We start from the raw sequence: 18,945 nt of genomic DNA on the forward strand, positions 1-18,945 counted from the left end.
ACCCTCAACCGGTCCGCACCCGAGAACGAGCCCCGAGCGCCACATTCCAGCCCGTCCGGCGCTTGAGGACGAGGCGCGAAGCGCCAACAGGGGGGAAAGGGGCGAAGCCCCATAAGTTGCCGAAGCCCGACGGCGAGGAAAAGCATGGGGAGGTGACCCAGAAGACTCAGGCGTACCTCCGCTTCCCCCACGTCAGCGGCGACCGACTCTGCTTCGTAGCCGAGGACGACCTCTGGGTGACCTCCCTCGCCCCCGAGGGCACCCCACCCGCCCGGGCCTGGCGCATCACGGCGGACCGCACCAAGGTGGGGCACCCCCGCTTCAGCCCCGACGGCAGTCACCTCGCGTACACGAGCTGGCGCAGCCTGGACCCCGAGATCCATCTGGCGCCGGTGGACGGCGGCCCCGCACGGCGGCTGACCTACTGGGGCTCCACCGACACCCGCGTCTGCGGCTGGACCCCGGACGGCGACATCCTCGCCGTCTCCTCGCACGGCCAGCCCTTCTCCTACTTCTGCTGGGCCTACAGCGTCCCCACCGACGGCTCCCCCGGCGGCAAGCTCCCCTGGGGCCCGGTGCACGACATCGCCGTGCTCGACGGCGAGGGCGACGGCGAGCGCCGCACCCTGCTCCTGACCGGCAAGCCGCCGCACGAGCCCGCCGCCTGGAAGCGCTACCGGGGCGGCGCGACGGGCCGCCTCTGGCTGCACGGCGAACGGCTGCTCGCGGACCTCGGGGGGCATCTGGACGCGCCGATGTTCGTGTCCGGGCGGGTCGCGTTCCTCTCCGACCACGAGGGCGTGGGGAACCTGTACTCCTGCCGCCCCGACGGCACCGACCTGCGCCGCCACACCGACCACGACGCCTTCTACGCCCGGCACGCCGCCAGCGACGGCACCCGCGTCGTCTACCAGTGCGCGGGCGAGATCTGGCTGGTGGACGACCTGGCCGCCGACTGTGAGCCGCGCCGGGTCGAGGTCGAGATCGGCGGCCCCCGCGCGGGGCGGCGGACGTACCAGGTGCCCGCGGCGCAGCACGTCGACGCGCTCTCGGTGGACACCACGGGCCGCGCCAGCGCCGTCGTCGTGCGCGGCAGCCTGTACTGGCTGACCCACCGCGACGGCCCCGCCCGCACCATCGCCGACACCCCGGGCGTGCGGGTGCGGCTGCCGGAGATGCTGGGCACGGGCGGGCAGGTCGCGTACGTCACCGACGCCGAGGGCGAGGACGCGATCGAGATCGCCTATCTGCCCCGGGCCAGCGGCGCCCGGGAGCCGCGCAGGCTGGCGGGCGGGCAGCTCGGGCGGGTGCAGGAGCTGGTGTCCGACCCGGACGGGGAGCGGCTCGCCATCGCCTCGCACGACGGGCGGCTGCTCCTGGTCACGGTGCCCGACGACGAGGCGGCCGGCGAGGGCGCGGACGGACCGGACGGCCCTGACGGCCCTGACGGCTCTGACAGCGGGGACGCGGCCGCCGAGAGCCCGGACGGCGAGGTCACGGAGCTGATCCGGTCCCTCAACGGCCCCGTCCGCGACCTCGCCTTCTCGCCGGACGGCGCCTGGCTCACCTGGTCCCACCCCGGCATCGGCCGGTCCCTGCGGAAGATCAAGCTGGCCCGGATCGCCGGCCCCGGCGCGCGTACGGTCATCGACGTCACCAACGGCCGCTTCGAGGACGAGAACCCGGTGTTCACCCGGGACGGCCGCTATCTGGCCTTCCTCTCCTGGCGCGGCTTCGACCCCGTCTACGACGTGCACACCGGCGACCTGTCCTTCCCGCTCGGCTGCCGCCCCTACCTCGTACCCCTGTCGTCGGCGACGCCCTCGCCGTTCGCGCTGCTGCCCGACGGGCGGCCCGCGGCGGGCGGGCTCGACCCGGACGCGGACGGCGCGGGGGACGACGGCTCCGGCGACGGGACGGTGACGGTGGAGGCGGAGGGCCTGGCGAGCAGGGTGACGCCGTTCCCGGTGGCGGCGTCGAAGTACTCGGCGCTGTGCCCGGTGAGCGGCGGCGGCCTGGTGTGGCTGCGCTGGCCGATCTCGGGCGCGCTCGGCGAGACCTTCGCCAACCCCGCCGACACCTCGGGCCGTCCGACCCTGGAGTACTTCAACATCACCAAGGCCAAGAAGTCCGAACTCGTCGACCACCTCGACTGGTTCGCGACCAGCGGGGACGGCTCCCGGCTCGTCGTGGTGGACGAGGGCGACCTGCGGGCCGTGCCGTCCACCGAGTCCGGCGACAGCGACAGCACCGTCTGGCTCGACCTGCGCCGCATCCTGCACGACGTCGACCCGGCCGCCGAGTGGCGGCAGTCCTTCGACGAGGCGGGCCGCCTCATCCGCGCCCTGTTCTGGGAGCCGGACATGTGCGGCATCGACTGGGACGGCGTCCTCGACCAGTACCGCCCCCTCGTGGAGCGCGTCGCGTCCCCCGACGAGTTCGCCGACCTGCTCCGGGAGGTCCTCGGCGAACTCGGCACCTCGCACGCGTACGTCAGCGCGGCCCGGCGCAACGAGGGGCCGCCGCACTACCAGCGGGCGATGGGGCTGCTCGGCGCCAACCTGGTGCGCAGGGACGAGGGCTGGGTGGTCAAGCGGATCCTGCCGGGCGAGTCCTCCGACTCCAAGGCGCGCTCGCCGCTCGCCGGAGCCGGGATCCGCGAGGGCGCCGTCCTCACCCACGTCGACGGGCGGCCCGTCGACCCGGTGACCGGGCCCTACCCGCTGCTCGCGGCGGCGGGCGGCACCACGGTGGAGCTGACGTTCCTGCCCGCGGCAGGGGAAGGGCGCTCACGCCGGGTCGCGATCGTGCCGCTCGTCAACGAACGGCCGCTGCGGTACCAGGACTGGGTGGCCAAACGGCGTGAGGTCGTGCGGGAGTTGAGCGACGGCCAGTGCGGCTATCTGCACATCCCCGACATGGGCGGCTCCGGCTGGGCGCAGTTCAACCGGGACCTGCGCCTCGAAGTGTCGCTGCCCGCGCTCCTCGTGGACGTGCGCGGCAACGCGGGCGGCCACATCAGCGAGCTGGTCGTGGAGAAGCTGACCCGCAAGATCCTCGGCTGGGACCTCACCCGGGACGCCCAGCCGGTGTCGTACGCCTCCAACGCGCCCCGGGGCCCGGTCGTCGCCCTCGCCGACGAGGCGACCTCCTCCGACGGCGACATGATCACGGCCGTGTTCAAGCTCCTCGGCCTCGGGCCCGTGGTGGGCCAGCGGACCTGGGGCGGGGTGGTCGGGATGACCGGGCGGCACACGCTCGGCGACGGCACGGTCATCACGGTGCCGATGAACGCGGCCTGGTTCGACGGCTACGGCTGGTCCGTGGAGAACCACGGCGTGGAGCCCGATCTCGCCGTCCTGCGCACGCCGTTGGACTGGGCGGAGGGGCGGCACGCCCAGCTCGACGACGCGGTGCGCGTCGCCCTCGACCTGCTCGCGCTGCGCCCGGCGGCGGTGCCCCCGGGCTACGCGGACGTGCCGGACCGCAGGCGCCCGAAGCTGCCGCCGCGGGACGCCTGAGGCGGCGCTGAACGGGGCGTATCACTGAGGGTGAGTGATCGAAATGCGCCGCCCGTGCCGCCGTGTGAGGCTGGTCGAGGCCCAATCCCCTCACCCACAACGGGAGTGACCAGCATGGGCATCAAGGACCAGTTCGAGGACAAGGCGCGGGACCTCTCCGACAAGGCGCAGGACGCCATGCGCCGCGGCAAGGGCGAGGCGAGCGACCGCGCCTCGCAGGCCGGTGAGCGCTCCCAGCAGTCCGCCGGTGAGCGCTCCCAGCGGCCCCAGGAGTCCCTGGACGACGCTCAGCAGGAGGCCGAGGACCGCCTCAAGCGGGACTACGACGCCTAGTCGGCGCCCCTGTCCGTGAGCGGAACGCGAACGGGGCTCACCCGGAAGTCCGGGTGAGCCCCGTTTCGCGTGCTAACGCTCCGCGTGCGCCGCCGCGTCCGCCGAGCCGCCCTCCCCGAGCAGACCCGTCGTGACCTCCCCGAGCCGCGGCTCGAACCGCCGCATCTCCCGCTGCCCGACGGACGCGATGAGCCCCGGCAGGTACGGCCGCACGCCCTGCATGCCCCGCAGCCACCACTGCGCGTACACGTGCGCCGAGCGCCGCTCGATCCCGGCGACGATCCGGTCGACGGCGGGCCCGAGCGGATACGTCTTGTTGGACGGCCACGGCAGCCGCGACCGCAGCTCCCGCATCACGTCGTCCTGGTCGGCGCCGCGCACCATGTCGGTGTCCGTCCAGGACAGATAGCCGACGCCGACCTTGACGCCCTTGTAGCCGACCTCGGCGCGCAGGGCGTGCGCGTACGCCTCCACGCCCGACTTGGACGCGCAGTACGCGGTCATCATCGGCGCGGGCGTCAGCGCGGCCAGCGAGGCGATCTGGAGGAGATAGCCGCGGCTCTCCATGAGCACGGGCAGGAACGCCCGGGCCGTCACCGCGCTGCCGATCAGGTTGACCTCGATGACCCGCCGCCAGGCCACGGGGTCGGAGCCGAGGAAGGGACCCGCGCTCGCCACCCCGGCGTTGGCGACGACGATGTCGACCTTCCCGAACCGCTCCTTGACCTCCTGGGCCACCCGCGCCATCGCCTCGTGGTCGGTGACGTCGGCGTGCCAGTACGCCGCATCGCCGTGCAGCCGGGCGGCGACCTGCTTCAGCTCGTCGGGTTCGAGGCCGACGAGCGCCACGTGCGCGCCGCGCGCCGACAGCTTGCGGGCGAGGAGTTCACCGACTCCGCGCGCGGCCCCCGTGACGACCGCGACCTGTCCTTCCAGGCTGACCTTGCTCACGCGCCCTCCCTCTGGTGCTGCCGCGCGGACTCCCGCACGGGCTGTCGTACGACATGGGCCTCGGCCAGTTCCGTGATCCTTCGGGTCACCGCTTCCGGTGCCTCCACCGGCGTCATGTGCCCGACGCCGGTCAGCTCGGTCAGGCCGAGGCAGTGCGGCAGCGCGGCCGCGATCCGGCGGGCCTGCCCGACGGGGGTGAGCCGGTCGGCGGTGCCCGCGAGCACCGCCGTGGGCGCGCTCAGGGCGGCCACCCCGGCGTCCAGGTGCAGCTCGTCCAGGACGTGCGCCCAGCGGTAGCGCACCACGCGCGGGCAGGAGTGCACGATCCGCGCGCACGCCTCGACCCGCTCGGGCGCCGAACCGGGACCCATCGTGGCGTACTTGAGGACCCGCCGGGCCAGCGGCGTCACGGGCCCGAGGGGCGCCCGCGCGCCGAGCACGCGGCGGGTGAGCCGGGTCCGCAGGCCGCCCGCGCGCAGCGGCAGGACCGTCGACTCGGCGACGAGCCGCGAGCTGCCCGTGCTGCACAGGAGCACCGCGGCCGCGTGCTCGCGCACCCCGGGCCGGTCGGCCGCCGCCATCAGCGTCATGCCGCCCATGGAGTGACCGGCGAGGACGGCCGGTTCGCCGGGGGCGAGGGTCGCGGCGAGCACGGCCTCCAGGTCGTCGGCGAGGGCCCGGGTGCCGTAACCGGCGGCCTCCAGGGGCGCTTCGGTGCGGCCGTGCCCGCGCTGGTCGTAGGCGATCACTCGGTACGAGCCCGCGAGCGCCCGGATCTGCGCCGCCCAGAACGCCGTGGAGCAGGTCCAGCCGTGCACGAGGACGACGGCGGGCGCGTGCTCGGCGCCGTGCACCTCGACGTGGATCCGCGCGCCGTCGGCGGACACCGCGGTCAGCTCGTGCGCGGGCACCGGCGGGGCGTAGGGGCCGCCGCGGACGTGGGTGAGCCTGCTCATGCGGTGGCCCTCGCCTTCGCCTGCCTGCCCTTGCGGGCGGTGCGCGGCCGGGGCTCCGCCTCCCGTTCGGGGGCGCGCGTGACCTCGTACTCGGAGAGGTCGACGCGGCGCGTGGCGGTGCGGAACTCCGTCGTCGTGCCGGGCCAGACGGTGGTGTTGACGCCGTTGTCGTCCAGGTACCAGCTGGTGCAGCCGCCGGTGTTCCAGACGGTGCGCTTCATGCGTTCCTGGACGCGGTGGTTCCAGGCGTCGACGGCGGTGGTGCGCGGGGCGATGGCGGTGCGGCCGCCGATGGTGTTCAACTGCCGCATGTAGTCGGCGAGGTAGTTCAGCTGGGACTCGATCATGAGGATCATCGAGGAGTTGCCGAGGCCGGTGTTCGGGCCGATGACGGTGAAGAAGTTCGGGAAGCCCGCGGCGGTGGCGCCGCGCAGCGACTTCATGCCGTCCTTCCAGGACTCCATCAGCGTCTGCCCTTCCGCGCCGACGACGCGCTCGGCGATCGGCATGTCCGTGACGTGGAAGCCGGTGCCGAAGACGATCGCGTCGACCTCGGCCTCGGTGCCGTCGGCGGCCACGACGGTGGACCCGCGCACCTCGCTGAGGCCGCTGGCGACGACGTCGACGTTGGGCTTGGCGAGCGCCGGGTAGTAGGCGTTGGAGAGCAGGATCCGCTTGCAGCCGATGCGGTACGTCGGCGTCAGCTTGGCCCGCAGCGCCGGGTCCTTGACGGACCGCTCCATGTTCCGCTTGGCGATGCGCTCGATCAGGCCGAGTTCGTCGGGCCGCTTGGTGAAGGCCTGCACCTGGAGTTCGCGGATGCCCCACAGGAGGCCCCGTCGGGCCTGCGTGGTGAACGGCAACTGCCGGTGCAGCCAGCGCTCGACGCCGCTGATGGCCCGGTCGGCGCGCGGCAGGACCCACGGCGGGGTGCGCTGGAACAGCGTGAGCCTTTGTACGTCCCGCTGGATCTCCGGCACGATCTGGATCGCGGAGGCCCCGGTGCCGACCATGGCGACGCGCTTGCCGCGCAGGTCGTAGTCGTGGTCCCAGCGCGCGGAGTGGAAGACCTTGCCGGGGAAGGTGTCCAGGCCCGGGATGTCGGGCGTCTTGGGGTCGGAGAGCGGTCCGGTGGCGGAGACCACGACGTCGGCGGTGAGCTTTCCAGTGCTGGTCTCGATCAGCCAACGCAGCTCGTCGGCGTCCCAGGTCAGCTTCAGGACCTCGGTGTCGAGGCGGATGTGCGGGCGCAGCCGGAAGGTGTCCGCGACCCGCTCCAGGTAGTCCCAGATGTGCTCCTGCCCGGAGAAGGTGCGCGGCCAGTCCGGGTTCGGCGCGAACGAGAACGAGTACAGGTGGGACGGCACGTCGCAGGCGCAGCCCGGGTAGCTGTTGTCCCGCCAGGTGCCGCCGACCGCACCGGCCCGCTCCAGGACGACGAAGTCGGTGACGCCCTCCCTGCGCAGCCGGACGGCGGCCCCGATCCCGCCGAACCCGGACCCGATCACCGCCACCCGCACGTGTTCCACACGTTCGCTCCCGGCCATGCCGACGCCTCCCGAGGTGTGACTCTGCCAGTAAGTACTGGCGCAATGGGGAGCGTAGAACAGGCTCGTACTCATGGGTAGGGGTCGGGAGCGAGAAAGTTACCGGCGGTACGACCCCGGCGCGGGGCGGCCGTCCCGACATAGGCTGCTCACGTGGCAGATCACACGGGAGACCCGGCAGCGGCGGCGGACCTACGCGAGTTCCGCATGGAGGAGCTGGCCAAGGAGGCCGGCATCACCGTGCGCACCGTCCGCTTCTACCGCGAGCGCGGTCTGATCCCGCCACCGCGCCGCGAGGGCCGCATCGCCTGGTACGACGAGCACCACCTGGCCCGCCTGCGCACCATCGCCGCACTCCTGGAGCGCGGCCACACCCTGAACGGCATCGCGGAGCTGGCCGAGGCCTTCGAGCAGGGCCGGGACGTGGCCGAACTCCTCGGCATGGACGGCCCGTCGGAGGAGACCCCGGTCCGCCTCACCCCGGAGGAGCTGGCCGACCGGTTCGCGGGCGAGGTCACCCCGGAGAACCTGTCGGCGGCCCTGGACCTCGGCTATCTCGGCACCGACGGCGACGAGATCGTCCACATCAGCCGCCGCCTCCTGGACGCCTCGACCACCCTGGTGCGCAAGGGCATCCCGCTCGCCGCGGTCCTGGAGGCGGGCCGGCGCGTGCGCGAACACTCCGACGCGCTGGCTGAGTTGTTCCTGACGGTCGTCCGCACGCACGCCCCCGACGACGCGGACGTCAGCGTCGAGATGCTGCGGCCCGTCGCCAAGGCCGTGGTGGAGGCGGAGCTTTCGCTGGCCCTCGACCGGCGGCTCGCGGGCGAGAAGCCGGACGAGGACGCGGGTGCGGGTGCGCGGGGCTCGGCCGGGTAGAGGTGGGCCGACCGGGGCCCGGCAGGCCGGGGCCCACCTGGCCCGGATTCAGCGCGGCAGCCACCAACGCGCCTTGTAGATCCCCCCGTTGACCAGCGTGTACGTCCCCGTGGGTCGGTGCACGCCCACCTTCGTGGTCCACCAGGTCTCTTCGAGGCCCTTCTCCGGCACGGTGCTGAGGACCTGCCCGGTGCGCGGGTCGTTGCCGACGGCCTTCACCGACGCCCGGTCGATCAGCTCGTGGCCCGGGTAGTCGCGGACGAAGGTGCCCTGGCGCCGGTCGTACTGGAACACGCCCGCGTTCGTCGTCACCCACAGCCGCCCCGGCCTGCCCGCGACGGGGAACAGGTCGTGCCCGCCCGCGGTCTTCCCCGGCACGGCGACCGGCAGCGGGGTCACGGACGTCCGCGTCAGCGTGGGCCGCGCGGGGGTGCCGCCGACCGCGTACGCCACCAGGTCGTCGTCGCCGAGCGCCCACAGCACCCGGCGGGCGCGGTCCCAGTGCAGCCCGTGCGCGCCCTTCAGGCGGTCCTCGGCGTACCGCGTGGCGTCGGGGCCGAGCGAGGCGGCGTACAACCGCACGAGCGCGCCGGAGCTGCACGCCACCGCGACGTTGCCGTCCGGCAGGATCTCCGCGCTGTGCGGGTTGAAGAGGTCGTCGCCGGGGCCGAGCGCGGCGCCCCAGTAGCGCCGCCCCGTCGGGTACTCGACGGCGGCCACGAACCCGAACGACGCCGTGGTCAGCACGAGGGTCCGCTTGCGGTGCAGGCGCACCTTCGCCTCGCACGGGTACACCCAGCTGGCCTCGGGCTGGAGGTCCCGGTAGCGGGGGTCGCCGAGCGGCGAGAACTGCCAGCGCACTACGCCCGGTTCGGCGGCCGGGTCCCAGACGCGGCGGCGCGGGTCGAGCAGGAGGAGGCGCTTGGTCGCCTGCTCGGTGACGAGGACGGGCGGGGTGCCGGGCGGGACGCCTGGGCCGGTGACGTACGGAGCGGACGCGGACGCCGCGGCCGACGCGGGCGCGGGCAGCGCCCCCGCGAGCCCCGCGCCCGCCACCGCGCCCGCGGCGCCGGTCAGCAGCCCTCGTCTGGAAAGACCCCTGGAAAGACCTCCGGAAAGACCAGCAGACATGAAGTACCCCCGCGCGGGCGACAGTTGGCGCGCCCATCATGAACGACGAGCGCGACCGCAATCTGTCACGCCACGCGGCGGCCGGGACAGTCCTCTGCCGGACTTTTGGCCACGACTTCGCCCGCCGGTCTCCGGCCGTCCCCCTCCTGGCCGGTCGCCCGGCGGCCTACGCCCAGCGGCCTACTCGTAGACGACGGTGACCGGCGCGTGGTCCGACCAGCGCTCGGCGTGCGTGGCGGCCCGCTCCACGTGGCCCTTGACGGCGCGCCCGGCGAGGCCCGGCGTCGCCACGTGGTAGTCGATGCGCCAGCCCGTGTCGTTGTCGAAGGCGCGGCCGCGGTAGGACCACCAGGAGTAGGGGCCCTCGACGTCCGGGTGCAGCGCGCGCATCACGTCGTCGCCGAACTCCTCGAAGACCTCCCCCATCCAGGCCCGCTCCTCGGGCAGGAAGCCGGAGTTCTTCTTGTTGCCCTTCCAGTTCTTGAGGTCGGCCTCCTGGTGGGCGATGTTCCAGTCGCCACACACCAGGACCTCACGCCCGTCGGCGGCGGCCCGCGCCTTGAGGTCCTTCAGGTACGTGAGGAACTCCCCCATGAACCGGACCTTCTCGTCCTGCCGCTCGGTGCCGACCTCGCCCGAGGGCAGGTACAGGCTCGCGACGGTGACGCCCGGCAGGTCGGCCTCCACGTACCGCCCGCTGCCGTCGAACTCCTCGGAGCCGAAGCCCACCCGCACCCGCTCCGGCTCGCGCCGCGTGTACAGCGACACCCCCGCGCGGCCCTTCGCGGCGGCCGGGGCGTGCGTGACGTACCAGCCCTCCGGGTCCCTGACCTCGTCCGGCAGCTGCTGCGGCTCGGCCCGCACCTCCTGCAGACACAGCACGTCCGCGCCGGTCCCGGCGAGCCACTCCACGAAGCCCTTCTTGGCGGCGGCACGCAGGCCGTTCACATTCACGCTGGTCACTGTGAGCATCCCGGCACGATACCGGCACACTGGTAGGCGCCCGGAATCCCGTCGCCGCCCCCTTGGCCCTGCATAGAAGTACGATGGAGAGCATGAACATACATTCTGTCGCCTTCGACCACCCGGACGCCGTCAAGCTCAACGACCGCGTCCAGCTCGAATACGCCGAGCGCTACGGCGACGAGGGCGACGCGACCCCGCTGGACGCGGCCATGTTCAAGCCGCCGTACGGCCTGTACCTCATCGCGTACGACGACGCGGGCACCCCGCTGGCCACGGGCGGCTGGCGCGCGATGGACACCAACGGCGAGGGGTACTCCGACGGGGACGCCGAGATCAAGCGCATGTACGTCACCCCGGAGGCCCGGGGCCTCGGCCTCGCCCGCCGCATCCTCGCGGCCCTGGAGTCCGACGCCCGCGAGGCGGGCCGCACCCGCATGGTCCTCGAAACCGGCACCAAGCAGCCCGAGGCCATAGCCCTCTACACCTCGACCGCCTACGAGCCCTGCCCCAAGTTCGGCTACTACCGCGACACCCCGCTGAGCCTCTGCTTCGCGAAGCCGCTGCGCTAGGGCCCGGCTCCCTTGCCAGTTGGTTCCGCTGTGGGCAGCTGGTCCGCCCAGAGGGCGGTGGGGGTCCCCCCTGCTCGAGCGAAGCCGAGAGCTTGGGGGAGGGTGGGCACAGCCCAGGCCGAGGGTGACCGTCAGTCGGCGTCCACTCGGACCAGGGCCTCCGTGAGGTCCAGCTCCACCAGCGCCCCACCCGCCGCCGGATTGGCGAACCGCAAAGAAGCCCCCAGCACCTCCGCCTGCCCCACCGCGATCGTGAGCCCGAGCCCCAGCCCGGTCCCCTCCGCCCCCGTGCGGAACCGCTGGGGCCCACCCGCGAGCAACCCCTCCGGAAACCCGTCCCCGGCATCCCGCACCCGCACCACACCCCCGTCGACCTCCACCACCACCGGCGCCCGCCCATGCCGCAGCGCATTGCTGACGAGGTTGACCACGATCCGCTCCACCCGCCGAGGATCGGTCTCGACCGAGGCGTCCCGCACCACCTCCACCCGCACCCCGTGCAGAGCACCGTCGGCACCCCCGGGGACCGCCCGGACCCCCGCGACAGCCCGCCGCACCACCTCCCCCACCCCGCACACCTCGCCCCGCACCTCCTCCCCCGCGCCGTCGAGCCGCGCCACCTCGATCACGTCGTCGACCAGCTCCCGCAACCGCGCGGCGGACTCCCGCACCAGCTCGGCGGGCCGCCCGGGCGGCAGAAGACCGGCGGCGGTGACCATCCCCGCGACCGGCGTCCGCAGCTCGTGCGCGATGTTGGCGGTGACCTCGCGCTCGGCCCGCAGCCGCCCGGCGAGCGCGTCGGCCATGGTGTTCACGGCGGCGGTCAGCCTGGTGATCTCGTCCTGGCCGCGCAGCGGCAGGCGCGCGGTCAGGTCCCCGTCGGCGATGCGCTGCGCGGTGTCCGCGGACGCGGTGAGCCGCCGCCCCAGCCGGGTGGCGACGAGCAGCCCGGCGACACAGGCGAGCGCGGTCCCGATGGCGCCGGAGATCCACAGCACCCGGTCGAGGTCGCGGACGGTCTCGGCCTCCCGCTCGTAGGGCCGCTTCAGGGCGACGACCTCGTCGCGGTACACGCTGGCCGCCCACATCTGCGGCACCTTCCCGCTCCAGTCGAGATAGCTGCCCCACTTGCCCCGCCGCACGGCGTCGGCGAGGGGCCGCGGCAGATCGGGCGGGTCGATCAGCGTGCGGTCGCCGTCGATCCCGGCGGCGTGGTCCTGGACGGCGGTCTGCAGCCGGTCCCTGGCCTGGCTGCGGGCGCTCGCGTACTGCGCCTCGACCGTCCGGTGGTGCACGAGCAGACCGATCACGACCGACACCACGGCGGCCGTGCCCGCGATGGCGATCCCGATCTTCGTCCGCAGGCCCATGGCGGCTCAGAACTCCGGGACCATCAGCCGGATCCCCTGGAACTGCACGTTCACCGCGGCGGGCGGCAGCGCCTCGGGCCGCTCCGGTTCGACGGTCGCCCGCCGGTAGGCGTACGCGGCCGCGTCCTGCCGCTCGACCCCGCTGAGCGTCAGGGTCGCGGCGTACGGCTCCCGCGAGCACCCGGGCAGACACCAGGTGCCGCTCAGCCTCCCGGTGGCGCGCGCGGTGGGCCCGCCCCAGCCCTTCCAGCGCAGCGAGGACATCGCGACGTCGTCGGTGAGCCCGATGACGGCCGGTTTCTGCAGCGGCGAGCCGAGCGCGTCCGCGACGTACACGGGCCCGCTGATCCGCGAGGGTCGCAGCGCGGGCCCCTCCACGTACAGGCCGCCGTGCTCGGCGCAGCCGCCGCAGAGCGCGGCCGTCAGGGCCGTGCCGCAGACGGCGGCGACGGTCCTGCCGGGGCGGCTCCACATGCCTCAAATGTAGCGATCAGGGCATTTCTCACATGTGGAGAGCGTCCGGATGCCCGCCGTGAGGACGTACGGCGAGCTCGGCGAGGGCCGTCCGAGCCGCCGCGAGCGAGTCCACCGCGAGGTCCTTGAACGGGGCGATCGCGGCGATGTCCCCGGCCCGCGTCAGCTCGGCCCGCACGACGTGCAGCTCCTCCTCGGGCACCCCGAGCTGCCCGATCAACGCCCGCAGATAGGGCACCTGGAAGTCGCAGCTCTCGCGGGGCGTCCCGGGCCCGTAGCCCCCGCCGCACGCGGCGACGACCACGACCCGCGTCCCGCCGAGCAACGACCGCCCGCTGTCCGGGTCGGTGTACGCCCCCGGGAACGACACCCGGTCGATCCACGCCTTCAGCGCCGCGGGCACCCCGAAGTTGTACATGGGCACCCCGAGCAGCAGGGTCCCCGCCGCCCGCACCTCCTCGACCAGCGGCAGCGTCAGCGCCCACTCCCGCTCCTCGTCGGCGCCCTCGGCCAGCGCGGCCACCTTCGCGAGCGGCAGGACGCCCTGCCGCTCCGCGCGCGTCCCGAGCGCGACATAGCCGGACCCCAGCGGGGGCACCGGCTCGGCGGCCAGGTCCCGGTGCCGGTACCCGGCGTCCCCGTACCGCTCCCGCCAGCTCCGCGCGAACAGCCCGCCCAGCGCCCGCGTCACGGACTGCGCGCGCCGGTCGGCGCCGGAGTCCAGATGCAGCAGCCCGCCCCTGACGCCCTCCGCGTCACCCAAGTCGCTCACGTCGCTCACGTCGGCTCATCTCCTGTCACATCCCTGTGGTCCGGTACGTCAAGGAGGTGACGGAGCACGCGAGGGAAAGGTGACCGATGGACGAGCCGGCCGCACTGGCGGACCGCTTCGAGGCGCAGCGCGGGCGGCTGCGGGGCGTCGCGTACCGCATGCTCGGCTCGCTGCACGAGGCGGACGACGCGGTGCAGGAGACCTGGCTGCGCCTGAGCCGCACGGCCGCGCACGCCCCCGGGCGCCCCGATCCGGCCGCCGGTGGCCCCGGGCCGGTGGAGAACCTGCCGGCCTGGCTGACGACCGTCGTCTCCCGCGTCTGCCTGGACATGCTCCGCACCCGCGGCTCCCGCCGTGAGGACTTCGTCGGCGGCCGGGTCCCCGACCACATCGCCGCCGCCGACGCGCACACCCCCGAGGAGGAGGCGCTCCTGATCGAGTCGGTGGGCCGCGCCCTGCTCGTGGTCCTCGCCACGCTGGGCCCGGCGGAGCGGGTCGCCTTCGTGCTGCACGACTCCTTCGCCGTGCCCTTCGACCGGATCGCGGCCATCGTGGAGCGCTCACCGGCGGCCGCGAAGAAGCTGGCGAGCCGCGCCCGCGGCAAGGTGCGCGGCACCCCGGCCGTCCCGCAGGCGGACCCGGCCGTCCCCGAGCCGGACCCGGCCGGGCACCGGCGGGCCGTCGAGGCCTTCCTCGCCGCGGCCCGCGGCGGCGACCTCGGCGCCCTCCTGTCGGTTCTCGCCCCGGACGTGGTCCGCCGCGCCGACCCGGCGGCGCTCCCGCCGGGCACGGCCGCCGAGATCCACGGCGCCGACGCGGTGGCCCGCGAGACGGTCCTGCTCACCCGCAACGCCCGGCACGCGGCCGTGCTCCTCCTCGACGGCATCCCCGGCATCGTCGTCGCCCCGCGCGGCCGCCTCCTGCTCGCCCTCACCGTCACGGTGCGCGCGGGCAGGATCACGTCGTACGAGGTCGTCTCGGCGCCGTCGCGGCTGCGCGGCCTGACGCTCGCCGTACTCCCGGACTGACGGCCGGGCGCCCCGGAAAGGAGAAGTCGCCTCAGACCAGCTTGGGCAGCAGGAGTTCGGCGTCCTCGGCCGACAGCTCGATCCCGAAGACGTCGGCGAGCACCTGGGGCACCTCGCGCGCCTGGAGCTCCCGGCTCTCCGGCGGGCCGGGCCGCCCCGGCGTGACCGTGGTCAGCTGCCGGTTGTCCAGGAGGTGCAGCCGGTCCGGGTGCAGGCGCTGCACGAAGACGCGGTCGCTGAAGGCCGAGTGGCGGCTGCTGGCGCCGAAGTGGTTGGTGACGCGCAGGTCGGTGGGGTACTGCGGGTGGAGCGTGAAGGTGTGCCGGACCGTCCAGCCGTCGCCGGAGTTGTCGGGACGACCCTTGCCCGCGGGCTGGTAGAGCGCCCAGCCGTCGGCACCGGGCGTGACCTCCTGGCGCCGCAGCCGGTACGCCCAGGTGCCGTCGTTCACGTCCGTCGCGTCGGTCACCTCGATGGGCTCCAGCGGGCTGGCCCCGAACCCGACGTCACTGAGCCAGCGCTTCCCGTCAAGATCCACGATCACCGCGGCGTGCGTCTCGGGCCTGATCTTCGTCTCGCCCATCTGCACCCGCCCCTGCACCACGACGAACCGGAAGCCGAGGCGTTCCAGGGCGGCCGCGTACAGGGTGACGTGCTCGAAGCAGGTCCCGCCGCGGCGGGAGCCGATCAGCTTGGCCTGGACGGACTCCAGGTCAAGCGGCCGGTACTTGCGGAGCACCGCCTCGATGTTCTCCCAGCGAACGGAGAGCACATGCGCCCGGTGCAGGGCGCGCAGCGTCGCGAGCGAGGGCGAGCGGTCCCCTTCGTGCCCGAGGCGCGCCAGATAGGCGTCGAGGTCGAGTGCGTCGCCGTTCCACATGCGGGGGTCTCCTTGTGTCATCACGTCAATTGCCGACGCAGGCAGGATGCTTGGCCGACGTACACAGGACACAACGAGAAGATCCCGCCCGATCTTTCGATCGGACGGGATCTCCTTGTGCAGTGGACCTGAGGGGATTTGAACCCCTGGCCCCCTCGATGCGAACGAGGTGCGCTACCGGACTGCGCCACAGGCCCTTGCAACGAGTGAAACTCTAGCATCCCCATCCGGGTGCTTGGAAATCCGTTCCCGTGCTGGTCAGGCCCGTCACTCGTTGGCGGCGCGGGGGCGCCCGTCGGCGCCGTCGTCGTACTGGTCGAACAGGGGGGTGCGGCCGCGCTCGCGGGAGCGGCGGGCGGAGGCCGCGCGGCGGGCGTCGCTGCGGCCGCCGTCGGCTCCGCTCTCGTCGCCCTCGGCGTCGTCGGCCCGCTGCTCGTCGGCGGGCGCCGCCGCCTCGGGCGCGTGCCCGCGGTCGGCGGCGGGCTCGGCGGCGCTGGAGCGGGCCGAGCTCCAGGTGTCGGGGGCGCCCAGGTCGACGCTGCCGGGGGCGCGGGGGGCGACCGGCGCCGTCACATACGTCGGCAGCGGTACGGGGACCGGGTCCCAGCTGTCGGCGCGGCCGGGGCCGTGCTGGCGTTCGCGCTGCTGGTCGACCCACTCGGCGTGGTCGGTCTGCTCGACGAGGGCGCGGCGGTCGGCGGCGAGCGCCGACAGGCCGGTCTCCGACTCCGGGGCGGGCTCCTCGGCGGCGGGCTCGGCGCTCGCCTCGCGCCCGCGCGGCTGCCGCTCGCGCAGCCGTCGCGCGGCGGCCTCGGCCCGGCGCCGGTCCATCGTGTACGTGAAGCGGCGCCGCTCCTGGCGGCGGAGATAGACGATGTACGCGCTCAGCAGCGCGGCCGGGACGGCGGGCGCCCACAGGAACGCGAAGCCGCCGACCGCCGCGACGATCGTGCCGACCGTGAACGTGAGGAACAGCATGACCGTGGTGCGGCGACGGCGCGCGAGCACCTTCGTGCGCCGGGCCCGTGCGGCGGCGTCGGCAGCGGCGGCGCGCCGGGCGGCGGCGGACGGGCCCTGGCCCTGGTTCTGGCCGTGCCCCTGGCCGTGCCCCTGGCCGTGCACCTGCCCTTGGCCGTGCGCCTGACCCTGGCCGTGCGCCTGACCCTGCCCCTGACCCCGCTCCGCGCCGGAGCCCCCGGCCGTCCGCGGGCCCTGTCCGGACCCCGGCTTGGCGGCCGGGCGCGCGCCGACGCGCGCCTGCGCGCCGGGCTTGGCCTGTTCGGCGGCGGAGGCGCGGGCCTGGGGCCTGCCGGCCGGGGGGCGGCCGCGGGAGTCCGTGGCGCGCCCCTCGCGTTCCTGTCCCGGAGGCACGGCGAAGGCCCGGACGTCGACCGAGTCGGTCACGGCGTCCGGGTCGCTGCGCGACTCCTCCTCCTCAGGCGAGCGCGCTTGCAGGTCCTTGGCGTACCGGCGCTCCATTCCCGCCCGTCCGGACAGCAGCCGGATGGCGGTGCTGAAGCGTTCCGTCGGACGAGCTTCGTTGAGCTCGTCCTGCCTACGGAGCCACATCGGCACCAAGTAGGCGGCCCAGGCCCCGACGATGACTGCGTAGATGAGGCCGCTGCTGCTCACGCCTCACACGGTAGAGGGGTTTTGTCGAGGCCATCCGCCAATTGAGCCGGTGTGTCGCACGATCTGGCTGATATCTCGAACTTTTTTTGTGACTGATGCGATCAACAGGCCGACGCGGCACCGAATTTAACGGTCACTCACCGATCAATTTCGAACAGGTATTTCATTTATGAGAGTGGCAGCATTGTGCCGCTGCGGGGGCGCGACGGTCCGTCAGGCGCCCGTTCCACGCTCCGCGGAGGACGTCACGCGGTGTCACGCGGTGTTCTGCGGACGTGCCTGCTGCCAGCGGTGCAGCAGCCCTTCGGGCACCTCTTCCACGGTGAGCGCGAACACCAGGTGGTCGCGCCAGGCCCCGTCGATGTGGAGATAGCGGGGCCTGAGCCCCTCCTCGCGGAATCCGAGTTTCTCCACGACCCGGCGGCTCGGCGCGTTCTCGGGCCGAATGCAGACCTCGACGCGGTGCAGCCCGACGGTGCGGAAGCAGTGGTCGACGGCGAGCGCCACGGCGGTCGGCATCACCCCGCGCCCCGCGACCGACTCGTCGACCCAGTAGCCCACATGGGCCGAGCACATCGACCCCCAGGTGATCCCGGCGATCGTCAACTGCCCGACGAGGCGGCCCTGGAACTCGATGACGAACGGCAGCATGCGGCCCGCGTTCGCCTCGGCGCGCAGGTGCCGGACCATCTGCCGGTAGGTGGGGCGGTGGGCGACCGGGCCGCTGGGGGTGGGCGGCGGGATCGTGGCCTCCCAGGGGCGCAGCCAGTCGCGGTTGCGCCGGTTGACCTCGCGCCAGGCGCGCTGGTCACGCAGTTTTATCGGGCGCAGGACGACATCGCCGTCGGTCAGCTCGGCGGGCCAGCTGGGGCTGTTCAGCTCGCACCCCCGTCGGTTCTCGGATGGTCGCCGCCGCGCAGCTGGTCGACGGCGTGGATCAACAGGGGCGCGAGGACGGCCATTCCGTCGCGCACGCCGCCGCTCGAGCCCGGCAGGTTCACGATCAGCGTGCGCCCCGCGACCCCGGCGAGGCCCCGGGAGAGCACGGCGGTGGGCACCTTCTCGCGGCCGTACGCGCGGATCGCCTCGGGGATGCCGGGGACGTCGTGGTCGAGGACGCGGCGGGTCGCCTCGGGGGTGGCGTCGGTGGGCGAGATGCCGGTGCCGCCGGTGGTGAGGATGACGTCGTACCCGGCGGCGACGCCCTCGCGCAGGGCCCGCTCGACGGGGTCGCCGTCCGGCACCACCCGCGGACCGTCGACGGCGAAGCCGAGGGCGGCAAGGCCTTCGGCGAGGATCGGGCCGCCCTTGTCGGCGTAGACGCCCGCGGCGGCGCGGTTGGACGCGGTGACGACGAGTGCCCGGTACGCCGTGCCCTCGCTCCCCTCGGCCGCGGCCCCGGCGTCGGCGGGCGCGGGGTGGGTCATGCCCCCGCTCCCCGCCGGTTCCAGTCGCCGGACTTGCCGCCCGTCTTCTCCTCGACCCGCACGTCCGTGATGACGGCGCCCTTGTCGACGGCCTTGACCATGTCGACGACGGTGAGCGCGGCGACGGTGACCGCGGTGAGGGCCTCCATCTCGACGCCGGTGCGGTCGGTCGTCTTCACGGTGGCCAGGATCTCCACGGCGTCGTCGGCGACGCTCAGGTCGACCTTCACTCCGGAGACGGCCAGCGGGTGGCACAGCGGGATCAGGTCGGGGGTGCGTTTGGCGCCCATGATGCCCGCGATGCGGGCGGTCGCGAGGGCGTCGCCCTTCGGTACGCCCTCACCCCGCAGCAGCTCGATCACACGGGGCGAGACCAGGACGCGGCCGCTCGCGCGCGCGGTGCGGGCGGTCACGTCCTTCTCGGATACGTCGACCATGCGGGCGGCGCCCGCCTCGTCGATGTGCGTCAGTCGCTGCTGCGTGCTCATGTGCTGTGGCGCTCCCGGTCC

The 18,945-nt window shown here is 73.9% G+C and carries 18 protein-coding genes and 1 tRNA gene; 5 read left to right on the top strand and 14 right to left on the bottom strand.

Features of this window, described 5'->3' with window-relative positions; genetic code table 11:
* Nucleotides 1-152: 152 nt before the first annotated feature.
* Together AB6L24_RS21165 and AB6L24_RS21170 are read left to right on the top strand one after the other, a co-directional pair.
* Nucleotides 153-3,521 (top strand): S41 family peptidase, encoded by a 3,369-nt coding sequence (locus tag AB6L24_RS21165; protein ID WP_405657452.1) that lies wholly within the window; start codon nucleotides 153-155, stop codon nucleotides 3,519-3,521.
* Nucleotides 3,522-3,635: 114 nt separating this feature from the next.
* Entirely contained in the window at nucleotides 3,636-3,854 is a 219-nt protein-coding gene (locus tag AB6L24_RS21170) for a hypothetical protein (RefSeq protein WP_405657453.1), read from the top strand.
* A 72-nt stretch (nucleotides 3,855-3,926) separates the two neighbouring features.
* Here AB6L24_RS21170 and AB6L24_RS21175 read toward each other — a convergent pair whose 3' ends face one another.
* Genes AB6L24_RS21175 through AB6L24_RS21185 form a run of 3 tightly spaced genes read right to left on the bottom strand, consistent with a single transcriptional unit; the run spans nucleotide 3,927 to nucleotide 7,308 of the window.
* Nucleotides 3,927-4,805: an SDR family oxidoreductase gene (locus AB6L24_RS21175; RefSeq protein WP_405657455.1), complete on the bottom strand. Its 879-nt coding sequence runs from the start codon at nucleotides 4,803-4,805 to the stop codon at nucleotides 3,927-3,929.
* A complete protein-coding gene (locus tag AB6L24_RS21180) occupies nucleotides 4,802-5,761 on the bottom strand; it encodes an alpha/beta fold hydrolase (RefSeq protein ID WP_405657457.1) in 960 nt (319 codons plus the stop codon). Before AB6L24_RS21180 ends, AB6L24_RS21175 begins: the two co-directional genes overlap by 4 nt.
* Entirely contained in the window at nucleotides 5,758-7,308 is a 1,551-nt protein-coding gene (locus AB6L24_RS21185; protein ID WP_405657458.1) for a flavin-containing monooxygenase, read from the bottom strand. The genes AB6L24_RS21180 and AB6L24_RS21185 overlap by 4 nt, the downstream gene beginning before the upstream one ends.
* Nucleotides 7,309-7,515: 207 nt before the next feature.
* Between AB6L24_RS21185 and AB6L24_RS21190 the strand changes: the two genes are divergently transcribed.
* Nucleotides 7,516-8,187, top strand: coding sequence for a MerR family transcriptional regulator (locus AB6L24_RS21190; protein WP_405663203.1), 672 nt, complete (start codon nucleotides 7,516-7,518; stop codon nucleotides 8,185-8,187).
* Between the two features lie 48 nt (nucleotides 8,188-8,235).
* On the opposite strand, the gene AB6L24_RS21195 is transcribed toward AB6L24_RS21190, so the two are convergent.
* Together AB6L24_RS21195 and AB6L24_RS21200 are read right to left on the bottom strand one after the other, a co-directional pair.
* Nucleotides 8,236-9,318: a DUF6528 family protein gene (locus AB6L24_RS21195; protein WP_405657459.1), complete on the bottom strand. Its 1,083-nt coding sequence runs from the start codon at nucleotides 9,316-9,318 to the stop codon at nucleotides 8,236-8,238.
* 180 nt (nucleotides 9,319-9,498) lie between these two features.
* Complete coding sequence (locus tag AB6L24_RS21200) at nucleotides 9,499-10,290, bottom strand: exodeoxyribonuclease III (RefSeq protein ID WP_405657460.1); 792 nt, start codon at nucleotides 10,288-10,290, stop codon at nucleotides 9,499-9,501.
* Nucleotides 10,291-10,373: 83 nt separating this feature from the next.
* Here AB6L24_RS21200 and AB6L24_RS21205 point away from each other — a divergent pair, with 83 nt between their 5' ends.
* Complete coding sequence (locus AB6L24_RS21205; protein WP_405657462.1) at nucleotides 10,374-10,853, top strand: GNAT family N-acetyltransferase; 480 nt, start codon at nucleotides 10,374-10,376, stop codon at nucleotides 10,851-10,853.
* A gap of 131 nt (nucleotides 10,854-10,984) precedes the next feature.
* Here the strand turns inward: AB6L24_RS21205 and AB6L24_RS21210 are convergent, their stop codons facing one another.
* Genes AB6L24_RS21210 through AB6L24_RS21220 form a run of 3 tightly spaced genes read right to left on the bottom strand, consistent with a single transcriptional unit; the run spans nucleotide 10,985 to nucleotide 13,478 of the window.
* Nucleotides 10,985-12,223, bottom strand: coding sequence for an ATP-binding protein (locus AB6L24_RS21210; RefSeq protein WP_405657463.1), 1,239 nt, complete (start codon nucleotides 12,221-12,223; stop codon nucleotides 10,985-10,987).
* A gap of 6 nt (nucleotides 12,224-12,229) precedes the next feature.
* On the bottom strand, nucleotides 12,230-12,697 hold the full coding sequence (locus AB6L24_RS21215) for a hypothetical protein (protein ID WP_405657464.1): 468 nt from the start codon (nucleotides 12,695-12,697) through the stop codon (nucleotides 12,230-12,232).
* Between the two features lie 28 nt (nucleotides 12,698-12,725).
* Nucleotides 12,726-13,478 carry an FMN-dependent NADH-azoreductase gene (locus tag AB6L24_RS21220; protein WP_405657465.1) on the bottom strand — a complete coding sequence of 251 codons (753 nt, stop codon included), beginning with the start codon at nucleotides 13,476-13,478 and terminating at the stop codon, nucleotides 12,726-12,728.
* Nucleotides 13,479-13,555: 77 nt separating this feature from the next.
* On the opposite strand from AB6L24_RS21220, the gene AB6L24_RS21225 reads away from it, so the two are divergent.
* Nucleotides 13,556-14,497 (top strand): sigma-70 family RNA polymerase sigma factor, encoded by a 942-nt coding sequence (locus tag AB6L24_RS21225; protein ID WP_405657467.1) that lies wholly within the window; start codon nucleotides 13,556-13,558, stop codon nucleotides 14,495-14,497.
* Between the two features lie 31 nt (nucleotides 14,498-14,528).
* Here AB6L24_RS21225 and AB6L24_RS21230 read toward each other — a convergent pair whose 3' ends face one another.
* The 6 genes from AB6L24_RS21230 to moaC form a co-directional block, all read right to left on the bottom strand.
* Complete coding sequence (locus AB6L24_RS21230) at nucleotides 14,529-15,377, bottom strand: arylamine N-acetyltransferase (RefSeq protein WP_405657468.1); 849 nt, start codon at nucleotides 15,375-15,377, stop codon at nucleotides 14,529-14,531.
* Between the two features lie 123 nt (nucleotides 15,378-15,500).
* A tRNA-Ala gene (locus AB6L24_RS21235) sits at nucleotides 15,501-15,574 on the bottom strand.
* A 70-nt stretch (nucleotides 15,575-15,644) separates the two neighbouring features.
* Nucleotides 15,645-17,009 (bottom strand): gephyrin-like molybdotransferase receptor GlpR, encoded by a 1,365-nt coding sequence (gene glpR, locus AB6L24_RS21240; protein ID WP_405657470.1) that lies wholly within the window; start codon nucleotides 17,007-17,009, stop codon nucleotides 15,645-15,647.
* 255 nt (nucleotides 17,010-17,264) lie between these two features.
* A complete protein-coding gene (locus AB6L24_RS21245) occupies nucleotides 17,265-17,888 on the bottom strand; it encodes a GNAT family N-acetyltransferase (RefSeq protein WP_405663206.1) in 624 nt (207 codons plus the stop codon).
* Entirely contained in the window at nucleotides 17,885-18,436 is a 552-nt protein-coding gene (locus AB6L24_RS21250) for a molybdenum cofactor biosynthesis protein B (RefSeq protein ID WP_405657472.1), read from the bottom strand. Before AB6L24_RS21250 ends, AB6L24_RS21245 begins: the two co-directional genes overlap by 4 nt.
* Complete coding sequence (moaC, locus tag AB6L24_RS21255; protein WP_030359422.1) at nucleotides 18,433-18,924, bottom strand: cyclic pyranopterin monophosphate synthase MoaC; 492 nt, start codon at nucleotides 18,922-18,924, stop codon at nucleotides 18,433-18,435. Before moaC ends, AB6L24_RS21250 begins: the two co-directional genes overlap by 4 nt.
* Nucleotides 18,925-18,945 lie beyond the last annotated feature (21 nt).

The organism is Streptomyces sp. RK9 (genome assembly GCF_045070545.1).
GTDB classification, from domain to species: Bacteria; Actinomycetota; Actinomycetes; order Streptomycetales; family Streptomycetaceae; genus Streptomyces; species Streptomyces alboflavus.